Annotated in this window: 7 protein-coding genes and 4 pseudogenes; 6 read left to right on the top strand and 5 right to left on the bottom strand. The window is 67.5% G+C overall.

Features of this window, described 5'->3' with window-relative positions; translation table 11 throughout:
• A partial coding sequence (locus tag BN4332_RS35600) for a DUF7157 domain-containing protein (RefSeq protein WP_435405203.1) occupies window positions 1–130 on the top strand: 130 nt, incomplete at its 5' end.
• Here BN4332_RS35600 and BN4332_RS22265 read toward each other — a convergent pair.
• Window positions 114–2,063: a DEAD/DEAH box helicase gene (locus BN4332_RS22265; RefSeq protein WP_066901684.1), complete on the bottom strand. Its 1,950-nt coding sequence runs from the start codon at window positions 2,061–2,063 to the stop codon at window positions 114–116. The two genes, BN4332_RS35600 and BN4332_RS22265, sit on opposite strands and share 17 nt — an antisense overlap.
• 131 nt (window positions 2,064–2,194) lie before the next feature.
• A pseudogene (locus BN4332_RS35595) lies at window positions 2,195–2,779 on the bottom strand (TIGR00374 family protein); the annotation flags it as partial.
• A 209-nt stretch (window positions 2,780–2,988) separates the two neighbouring features.
• On the opposite strand from BN4332_RS35595, the pseudogene BN4332_RS22255 reads away from it, so the two are divergent.
• Window positions 2,989–3,678: pseudogene (locus BN4332_RS22255) on the top strand (serine/threonine-protein kinase); the annotation flags it as partial.
• Here BN4332_RS22255 and BN4332_RS34560 read toward each other — a convergent pair.
• Window positions 3,672–4,202, bottom strand: a pseudogene (locus tag BN4332_RS34560) (BUD32 family EKC/KEOPS complex subunit); the annotation flags it as partial. The pseudogenes BN4332_RS22255 and BN4332_RS34560 overlap by 7 nt on opposite strands.
• A 2-nt stretch (window positions 4,203–4,204) precedes the next feature.
• Here BN4332_RS34560 and BN4332_RS22245 point away from each other — a divergent pair.
• Window positions 4,205–4,657: pseudogene (locus BN4332_RS22245) on the top strand (type 2 periplasmic-binding domain-containing protein); the annotation flags it as partial.
• 14 nt (window positions 4,658–4,671) lie between these two features.
• Here BN4332_RS22245 and BN4332_RS22240 read toward each other — a convergent pair.
• Window positions 4,672–5,352 (bottom strand): sensor domain-containing protein, encoded by a 681-nt coding sequence (locus tag BN4332_RS22240; RefSeq protein WP_066901678.1) that lies wholly within the window; start codon window positions 5,350–5,352, stop codon window positions 4,672–4,674.
• A 104-nt stretch (window positions 5,353–5,456) separates the two neighbouring features.
• Window positions 5,457–5,591, bottom strand: coding sequence for a hypothetical protein (locus tag BN4332_RS34930; RefSeq protein WP_096866964.1), 135 nt, complete (start codon window positions 5,589–5,591; stop codon window positions 5,457–5,459).
• 443 nt (window positions 5,592–6,034) lie between these two features.
• Between BN4332_RS34930 and BN4332_RS22230 the strand changes: the two genes are divergently transcribed.
• The 3 genes from BN4332_RS22230 to BN4332_RS22220 are packed head-to-tail and all read left to right on the top strand — an operon-like array spanning window position 6,035 to window position 9,704.
• Window positions 6,035–7,213: a glycosyltransferase gene (locus BN4332_RS22230; RefSeq protein WP_435405173.1), complete on the top strand. Its 1,179-nt coding sequence runs from the start codon at window positions 6,035–6,037 to the stop codon at window positions 7,211–7,213.
• Window positions 7,210–8,229 carry a glycosyltransferase gene (locus BN4332_RS22225; RefSeq protein WP_066901674.1) on the top strand — a complete coding sequence of 340 codons (1,020 nt, stop codon included), beginning with the start codon at window positions 7,210–7,212 and terminating at the stop codon, window positions 8,227–8,229. The genes BN4332_RS22230 and BN4332_RS22225 overlap by 4 nt, the downstream gene beginning before the upstream one ends.
• On the top strand, window positions 8,226–9,704 hold the full coding sequence (locus BN4332_RS22220) for a glycoside hydrolase family 130 protein (protein ID WP_066901672.1): 1,479 nt from the start codon (window positions 8,226–8,228) through the stop codon (window positions 9,702–9,704). Before BN4332_RS22225 ends, BN4332_RS22220 begins: the two co-directional genes overlap by 4 nt.
• Window positions 9,705–9,828 lie beyond the last annotated feature (124 nt).

Genomic DNA, 9,828 nt, shown 5'->3' with positions numbered 1-9,828 from the left:
GGCCTACGTGCCGCCGGCCCCGCCGGTGTCCGCGCCGCCTCCGTATGTGCCGCCGCCGGTGACCTATCCGCAGCCGCGACTGCGGGACCGGATCATCGAACGCATCCCGATCATCAACCGCTTCCACTGAACTTCGCGCTGAGCCCGGCCCGGTCCAGCCGGGCCTGCTCGGCTCGCACCACCTCGTCCTGATGCGGTGGCGCCTGGTCGCGCTCATGGGCCAGGCGACGGATCGGCTCGTCGACGGTGCCCCTGGCCAGTAGTCGATAGACCCGCACCGTGTGCAGTTCACTGCGCCGCTGGGTGCGTCCGACCACCTGCCGCTCGGTGCGCGGCTCCCATTGCGGTTCGGTGATGATGAACACCACGGGCGCATTCAGCCGGTGCAGATTCAGCGCACCCGCGCCGATGTGAGCCAGCAGAGTGGCCGGGCCGCGATCGCCGGCGAAGGCGTCGACGACGGCCTGCTGATCGGGTACCGATGCGTCGATGGTGCCGAAGACGTTGCCCGGCAAGGCTTTACGAATGACGTCGAGTACCGCCGGGAAGTGTGAGAACACCACCACCTTGGCGCCGTTGATGTGGGCCTCGCTGGTGAGTTCGATGAGCCGGTCCAGCTTGGCGCCCGGAGTCGGCAGCCCGGACGGCCAGGCGGCCTGCCGGATGGCGCTGAAATTGCCGCTGGAGACGGCCTGGCGGTAGCGGTCGCGGTCGGTGCGGCTGGGCCGTACCCATTCCTCGGTGGCGATCCGTACCGGCAGCTCGTCGACGACGTCGCGGTAGTCGCGCCGCAGATAGACCGGGTCGACGGCGCGGCGGAAGGCGATCGAACCGCGCTCGCCAGCGTTCGGTGCCACCTTGCCCGCGACGTCGGGCTGCAGGAAGTCGGCGAGATGCCGGAAGCCGCCGAGCCGTTGGTGCATCGGCACGCCCGAGAGGAACAGCACCCGGTTGTCGGAGGTCAGCACGTTGCGCACGGCGCGGGACCGGTCGGATTTCGGGTCGCGCAGCAGGTGCGCCTCGTCGACGACCACCAGGCCGGGCCGCTCTGGCAGCTTGATGCGCCCCAGAGTCTCGTAGGAGACGATGGCCACCCCGCCGGAGGTCTTCCACTCCTCCAGGCGCGCGTCGCGCCGGCTGCCCCGGATCTCGATCGCCCGTAGCGTGGTGTGCTTGGCTGTCTCAGCGGCCCAATGGATTCCGGTGTTGGCCTGGCAGATCACCAGGAAGTGACGCTGCTGTTCGGCGGTCGCCAGGTGCGCGGCCACCGCCAGCGCCTGCACGGTCTTGCCCAACCCGAGGTCGTCGCACACCAGGACGCGCTCGCGGGCCAGCGCGTAGCGGGCGCCGAATTCCTGATAGCCGCGTAATTCGGTGCGCAGCAGTGAGCGGTTCAGCACGGCCTGCTCGACCTCGGCCGCCACCTCGGCCCCGACGAATCCCTGGGCGGCATCGACATCGGTTGTTCCCGAGGCGAATTCATGCAAGAGCTGGTCGACGGGGCGTGGGTCGGCACGGTAGGCCGCCCACGGGTCTGTGTCGGCGTGCCGGCCGTCCTCGATCCGGCCGAGCAGGGTGCCCACCGTCTCGAGCACCTGGTCGGAGGGGGACTGGCCGCGCAGCCGCGGCATCAGCCGCCGCAGCTGTTTGACCGGTGTCTCGGTGTGGACCAGCGTCAGCAGTGAGGTCAGCAGTTCGGTGTCCTGCTGGGGGCGCAGCCGGGGGCGCGTCGTCGTACGGATGTGGTCGGCCATCGCCTGTGCCGCGGCTTGCACGGCCCGTGCGGCGTCGATATCGATGCCGGGCACCTGGGTCAGCAGCCGCGCCGGGACGGTGTGGACATCGGCGACCGTGCGGTACTCGGAGTTGGCCAGCCCGCCGAGGCGGGCGCCACGGGCCAGGTACGGACGGACGTTCGTCAGTGGAGTCGACTGCAGGGTCTGCGTCACCACCTCGTCGGTGGACGCATGAATGCGATCGGCGATGTCGGCGCGAAGTTTGCCCACGCCGGCGAGCGCAGCCTCGGCGTGGCGGATCAGCTCGGTGGAATCGGCGCTGTCCATGGCAAATCATCATCGCACTGTCGGGCCGCGGCGGCGTGCACTCGTTTGTGCGTATGCCTGGAAAGGGGCGCGGTCCGAGGTTGCTGTGGCGGCGGGCGACCGCACACCGTAGGCCTAGATCATCTCGTNGCCAGACCGAGCGGCGAGCGGGCCGGCGCCACGGCGCTGACCACCAGGTGGATGGGCACGAAGGCCAGCAGCAGCGTCCACCACCAGCGCCGCAGCCGCCGGGACAGCCACGGCCCGGACACCGTCAGCACCGCCGCGAGCATGCCGATCCAGCGCGGGTCGTCGAGGAATTGCGACAGCTGGGAGCTGAGTCGGTCGGAGAGATCGAAATGCCATTTGGGGGCGGCGATGCCGTTGGCGGTGATCGACAGCGACAGCATGGTGATCAGGGCCGCGGCGGCGTAGGCGCCCAACAGTTTCCATTGCCGGCCCAGGACCAGACTGACCAGGATCACGAACGGCAGGGCCAGGATGGCGACGCCGTAGGCCAGGTACACCAGGTTGGACTGGGTGGGGGTCAGCACGCCGACGATCTCGGAGATGGAGCGCTCCAGCGCGACCCACTCGTAGCGGGTGATCAGCGAGCTGGTGATGACCGTGGCGAGGAAGATCGCGGCCAGCGTCAGCCGCAGGATGTCGTTGGTGCGTCGGGTCGGTGGTTGCAGCAGGCTGCCGGTGACGGTGATGTCCCGTCCGTCAACGCGCATGTTCCCCCTTCCACCCCGGTGTCAAGACCCGCTATCAAGCCCGCGACCAAGGTAGCCGGATCGGATGGCGATATCGGCATTTGGTGCTGATCTGGAGCGTTACGAATTCACATCGTTCACATATGTCACCGCGGGCGACAATTTTTGCCAGTGCGGTGTGATCTGGACCAACGGCCGTGACAAACGTGATGTAACTTCTCGGCATGCCGGTGGACGGGACACCATTCGGGCACTATCAGCTGCAGAAGCTGATCGGCCGGGGCGGGATGGGCGAGGTTTACCAGGCCTACGATGCCGACACCGACCGCATCGTCGCGCTCAAGGTGTTGCCGCCCCATCTGGCCGAGGACGCCACGTTCCAGGAACGGTTCCGCCGGGAATCGCATGCCGCGGCCGGAATCAGCAATCCGCATGTGGTGCCGATCCACGGCTACGGCGAGATCGACGGACGGCTGTATCTGGACATGCGGCTGATCGAGGGGCGCAATCTGGGCGCCATGCTCACCAAGACCGGTAAGCCGTTGGACCCCACGTTCGTGGTCAACATGATCGAGCAGGTGGCCGAGGCCCTGGACGGCGCGCATCAAGCCGGGCTGATCCACCGCGACGTCAAGCCGTCGAACATCCTGATCGCCGGCAACGACTTCGTGTACCTGATCGATTTCGGGCTGGCCCGTACCGCGGGTGAGTCGGGGATGACGACGGCGGGCAGCACCCTGGGCACGCTGGCCTACATGGCGCCGGAACGGTTCGACGGCGGCAAGGTCGATCCGCGGTCGGACGTATACGCGTTGGCGTGTGTGCTCTACGAGTGCCTCACCGGTGTCCGGCCCTATCCGGCCGACAGCCTCGAACAACAGATCGCCGGGCACATGGTGTCCCCGCCGCCGNGTACCTCGGCGCGCACCCGGGCCGGCACCGCCGACTTGGTCAACCGGCGCGACGCGGTGAGTACCGCGTCGCGGCCGAACGCCTCGATCGCCGCGCTGACCGCCGATTCGGCGTCGTACAGCGCGGTGGTGGTGACCAGCAGCTGGGCGATGTCGGACTGCAACTGCGCGTCGGTGGCCCCGTACTCGGCGCTGCCGAATCCGCCGAACAGCACGGCGCCGTCGTCGACGGTGATCTCCTTGCTGCGCAGGTCGCCGTGGGAGATCTGGTGATCGTGCAGGGTGCGCAAGGCATTCCAGACCCGGCCGACGGTGATCTCGTCGGTGCACTGGTCCAGGGCGACGCCGCGTTTGCGGTTGTGCGCGTAGAGCGTCCAGCCACGGTCGAGGGCGGCCACCGACATGGTCGACGTGCTTGCCAGGCCCAGGTCACCGATTGCGATGGCCATCAGGGCCCGGTGCTCGACGGCCCGGCGCATCGAGGTCTGCAGTGGAGCGGTCTCGTTGGAGCGCAGCCGCAGCTTTCGCCACACCNGCGCGACGGGCCGGCACGGCGGCCGACCCGGGCTCGCCCTGTGGGCTGCGAGTTGGCGTGGCGTACAGCACGATTCAGGAGACCGAGGAGATCCCGGCCAAGTCCGACGCCTGCGTGGCGGCCGGGCTGCCGCCCATCGAAGAGGTGGTGCGCACCCATCAGGACGAGGTGACGGCCGCGCTGATCGCCGGTGAGATCGACGCCATGACCGCCGATTCGCCGGTCGCCGGGTTCGCCATCAAACTCAGCGGTGGTGCGTTGGAGCCGGCCGGTGAGGTGTTCGACTCCGCGCCCTACGGCTGGCCGGTGGCCAAGGGATCGGGGCTGGCCGAGTCGTTGCGGTTGGCGCTGGTGCACGTGATGGAGTCCGGGCAGTACCGCACCATCGCCACGATGTGGGGCGTGGAGATGGGCATGATCACCGAGCCGGTGATCAATGGGGCGTTCCGGTAAGGGTTTTCGACGTCTCAGACGGCGTTGCGCCCGGCGATGGCCTCGGCGACCTCCACCACCTGCGCGTCGGTGAGGTTGGTTCCGGTGATCCGCACGTCGACGACCATGCTCTCGACGGCCAGGATGGCGCGGCGGCTGCCTTGCTGCGGTGTATCGGGCGCCTGGTCGTGGGTGACGTCGATATCGTCGACGACGCTGGGGCTGCCGAGCAGGTACGAGCTGGGTGCGCGATCGCCGTCGTAGGTGAGGGTGAGCGTGTCGCCGGCGCACTGCCGCCAGGCGTCGACCGTGCGGGCGACGAGAGTCCGTGCCCCCGTGGGGCTATCGAAGGTGGTGACGGCCTGATCGACCTCGAGCGCGTCGCCCTCGTCGGCGAACAGTGATTCGCGGAACTGCCGGAATCCGCTGTCGCGGTACATCTCGTCCATGGCGTTGCCGATGACGGCCAGGCAGATCGGACGCGACGCATGCTCGTCGGCGTCCAGCGCGGCGGGCTGGCGCAGCGCGGTCTTGGGTCGCAGGCCGGTGGTGCCCAGGATGGTGTTGAGTTCGGATTCGCTGGCCAGCATGCTGCCCAGCACGTCGACCTGCGTGCTGTCGTCGTCTTTGGTTTGCTCGGCGTCGCACCCGCTGAGGACAGGACTCGCCAGCGCGATAACCGCGATGGCGGCTGTGACCCCCCGCCGCACGTACATGAGACCCCCTTGACCGTGTTTGCTGATCATAAGGTGTGGCCGTCATGAGCGCACGCGGTCACCTCGGCGGCATCAGCGCCACCGAGGTCGGGCCGAGCTAGGGTCTAGCGCTTCTTGGGATGCAGGACGTCGTCGGTGGAAGACGTACCGGCGTGTTTGGCGCGCTTTGCCGCGCGTTTTTCTTTCAGGGATTTGCCGGACTTCTTGGACATGCTCTGTCGCGGCGATTTGTCGGCCATGTAGGCCCCTTTGATTTGGGGGCCTGTATCGGTCCCGGTCCTGCCGACCCTACGCGCACCGTCGTTGATGCGGCAACGAGGCGACTCCACCGGTCCGCGCGTTTGACAACGTCTGTGGCGGGGCGTTGACTGAGGCTCTGGCCCGGATCCCGTCATCAGGCACAATCGATCCATGCGCTAGCGGAAAGCAAGAAGTTTTCCTGCGGTACAGCGAAATTCGGTTCAGTCCACACCGGTCGGTCTTGACGTGCTCGGAGCAGTCCGAGATGTCGGCCGCGAACCGAAGCGAGGTCGACAATTACGCACATTACCGAGCCGAGGGTCATCGGCAACCATGCGGACATGGGCTCATCCCAACCGAAAGATATTGCGAGTTCGAAAGGTTCGATCGACGGGCCGACTTTCGTGGCAGTTTCCCGCGCCGTCGGTATGCCGGGTTCGTCGTGAGCGCGCCTTCCGTGCTGCAGTTGCCCGCGACCCCGCCCGGGGTACGCGCCTATCCCGGTTCGATCAGCGTCGGGCTGCTCAGCACGTATCCGCCGACGCCATGCGGGTTGGCGACGTTCACTGCCGCACTCGCGCACGGCTTGTCCGGGACCGGTGCGGACGTGAATGTCGTCAGGGTCGCTGATGGTTCGCCGGCTCGCGACGGGATGGTGGTCGGAGAGCTGGTCAACGGGTCGGCCGCGTCGGTCGCGGCGTGCTCGGATCTGCTCAGCCGAAACGACATTGCCGTGATCCAGCACGAGTATGGCATCTACGGAGGCGTCGACGGCGACGAGATCGTCGACATCATCGGCGACCTCGATATCCCGTCGATCGTGGTCGTACACACGGTTCCCGAAAGCCCGACACCGCACCAGCGTTCAGCACTGGAGATGGTCGCGGCGCTGGCAGACCAGGTAGTCGTAATGTCCGAGTCGGCCCGCCGGCGACTGTGCCGCGGTTTTCATGTCGACCCGAGCAAAGTCACCACGATCCCGCACGGTGCCGTCGTGCCGCCTCACGCTCCCACCAAGCGCGCCGGCAGACCCACCTTGTTGACTTGGGGTCTGCTCGGCCCGGGGAAGGGGATCGAGCGGGTCATCGACTCAATGGCCGACTTACACCAGCTCAATGGCCGCCCGCGGTACCTGGTAGCCGGCCGGACCCACCCAAAGGTGCTCGCCGCGGACGGTGAGGACTACCGCGACTCCTGCATCGAGAAGGCTCGATCGAAGGGTCTGGCTGACGCGGTGCACTTCGACTCCGGCTACATCGGTGCGGCGTCGCTGAGTGCTCTGCTCCGGGCAGCCGCCGTGGTGGTGTTGCCCTACGACTCGACCGAGCAGGTCACTTCCGGAGTGTTGGTCGACGCGGTTGCCAATGGGCGGCCCGTCGTCGCCACCGCGTTTCCTCATGCCGTTGAGCTACTCGGTAGCGGGGCGGGCATCGTGGTCGGACACGATGATCCCGAGGCGCTCACCCAGGCCTTGCGCAGTGTGCTCACCCAACCACGACTGGCCGGCGCGATGGCAGCCGAGGCTCGCCGGTTGGCGCCCGCGATGGCGTGGTCGGTCATCGCCAATGCGTACCAGTCAGCAGCGCGGAAGATTCTGACCGACCGAACGGAACGCCGGTGACTGGGTTGCCCATGCCGCGGTTCGACCACCTGCTGCGGATGACGGACGGCAGCGGCACCTTCGAACATGCCCTCCTCGCCAAGCCGAGGACCGAAAACGGTTACTGCACAGATGATATGGCTCGGGTGCTCGTGGTGACGGCCCGTGCGCCCGGTGTCGACAGGGATCTGAACCGCCTGGCGGGTGTCGCGATGCGGTTTCTGAACGAGGCGCAGACCCTCGACGGCGCTTGCCGGAACCGCATGGACAGCACCGGTGCGTGGATCGACGAACCGGCGCTGGAGGACTCCTGGGGACGTTGCCTGTGGGGCCTGGGTACCGCAGCCGCACACAGTGATGTCGACATGGTCCGCGCAATGGCCGGCGTTCAGTTCGAGCGTGCCGCACGGCGGAGGTCGGTATGGCCTCGGGCGATGGCGTTCGCCGTGCTGGGAGCTGCTGAGCTACTCGCCGCTGACCCCGGACACGGCGCGGCCCTCGCACTCATCACCGATTACATCGCCGGTGTCCCCGCGCCCACCGGTGACCCGGCCTGGCCGTGGCCAGAACCGAGACTGAGGTACGCCAACGCGGTTCTTGCCGAAGCCATGATCGCCGCAGGTGCTGCCGTTGATGACGTGGCGCTGTGTGGGCGGGGCTTGGACCTGCTGGCCTGGCTGGTCGATCGAGAGACGGCCGACGGTCATCTGTCGGTCACGCCTGCCGGGGGTTGGGGTGCCGGTGATCCGCGGCCGGGATTCGACCAGCAGCCGATCGAGGTCGCCACACTCGCCGACGCCTGCGCCCGGGCGACCGCTGTCGATCCGAGTGCTATCTGGCCCGAAACCGTGCGGGTCGCTGCGGCCTGGTTCCAGGGCGCCAATGACATCGGCGAGCTCATGTGGGATCCCGAGACCGGTGGCGGATTCGACGGCTTGCACGCGGACGGGGTGAACCGGAACCAGGGCGCCGAGTCCACGCTGGCGGTGCTCTCGACTTTTCAGCAGGCACAACGCTTTTCCCATGCCACCCCATGACGTCGATCCGGCCGGTAACCCCCATCCGCAGCCCGCAATGGTTGCGCGCTGACCGTTCGCGGGTGATCACCCGGCTGTTCGTGCCGGGCCAGGAGGGCTTCGAACTTCAGGAGTCGCGGGCGGGCAAGGTTCTGGCACGCATCCTGGAATTCGACGAGGCCGATGTACGGACGGCATTGGACGATGTGCTTCGTCGGCACGGCAACCGGCACCGGAACCTCGTCGGTACCTTCCGGCGCCACGCCGATGAGCTGGCCGACCGGCTGGCTCCGGGCACGGAGCTGTCCGAGGCGCGAATGTTGTTGCTCGGCGCGGTGTTCACCAACGAATACGCAATCGAGGGTGCGGCGCTGTGCAACCCGAGCATCGTCGTCCACCCGGATCAATCGGGAACCCCCGCAGGCAGTGTGCGGTTCGTGATGAGTGTGCGGGGGATCGGAGAGGGACACCGGTCGTCGATCGGCTTTCGCACCGGCTCGGTCGACGATGCGGGTCACGTCGTGGTCGACGACCCGTCGCGGTTCGCCACCACCGGTGCCACCGTGGCAACCCTCCTCGACGCTGAGGTGTTCCGCACCGAACTGGCCTGGCTGCACGACGGGCGCGAGGCTTCTGACTATGTGCTCGATGCGCTCGACGATCGGTTCAGTCGCACTGACCTCGACGAGCGGCTCGAGCAATTGCAGCGGCATCGCAGCACCCGTCGGCACGCGCCGGCGACGATGGCGTTGATCCGGTCGATCGCGGACCGCGCGTACGGGGTCGAATTCTCGGATGACACCGTGCTCTCCGAGCGTGTGCTGTGGCCCGTGAGCAGTGCCGAAGCCGGCGGTATCGAAGACGCGCGGTTCGTCCGATTCGTCGACGACGACGGTTCGGTGACGTTCTATGCCACTTATACGGCGTACAGCGGCTCGCGCATCAGCCAGCAGCTTCTGGCTACCACGGATTTCCAGTCGTTCACGTCTGCGCCGATGGTCGGTCGGGCCGCCGCCAACAAAGGACTTGCCCTGTTTCCGCGTCGGATCCGCGGGCGGTACGTGGCCATGTCGAGATCCGACCGGGAATCGAACACCATCGCGTACTCGGACCACCCGGCGATCTGGGCGAACTCGGTGCCGTGCCAGCAGCCGACGCGGCCCTGGGAGGCGCTTCAGCTGGGCAACTGCGGGCCGCCCGTCGAGACCGATGACGGATGGCTCGTGCTCACACACGGCGTGGGGCCGATGCGCACCTACCGGATCGGAGCGGTCCTGCTCGACCTGGACGATCCGACCAGGATTCTCGGAAGGCTCACCGAGCCGCTGCTCGGCCAGGCCGACGACGAACGCGATGGTTACGTTCCCAACGTCGTGTACTCCTGCGGCGCGTTCCTGCACGCCGACAACTTGGTGTTGCCGTTCGGAGTCGGCGACGCCGCGATCCGCGTCGCCACCGTGCCCTTGCCGGAGTTGCTCGGGGCCCTGCGGGCGTAGCGAGATGGCTCGATCATGCGGATGTTTCGTGCCCTGACGGCGGTGTGGCAGGGAGCGGTATCAGGGCATAGGCTGACAATATTCACCCAGGTGGCCCGGACCATGCCGCCGCACACAGACGGAC

Source organism: Mycolicibacterium houstonense (assembly GCF_900078665.2).
GTDB lineage: Bacteria > Actinomycetota > Actinomycetes > Mycobacteriales > Mycobacteriaceae > Mycobacterium > Mycobacterium houstonense.
This window is presented reverse-complemented; position numbering and strand designations above follow the sequence as displayed.

What these genes read in the sequence shown, in the direction of transcription:
- BN4332_RS22265 (WP_066901684.1), bottom strand. Translation starts at nt 2,063, where the DNA reads ATGGACAGCGCCGATTCCACCGAGCTGATCCGCCACGCCGAGGCTGCG.
- BN4332_RS22240 (WP_066901678.1), bottom strand. Translation starts at nt 5,352, where the DNA reads ATGTACGTGCGGCGGGGGGTCACAGCCGCCATCGCGGTTATCGCGCTG.
- BN4332_RS34930 (WP_096866964.1), bottom strand. Translation starts at nt 5,591, where the DNA reads ATGGCCGACAAATCGCCGCGACAGAGCATGTCCAAGAAGTCCGGCAAA.
- BN4332_RS22220 (WP_066901672.1), top strand. Translation starts at nt 8,226, where the DNA reads ATGACGTCGATCCGGCCGGTAACCCCCATCCGCAGCCCGCAATGGTTG.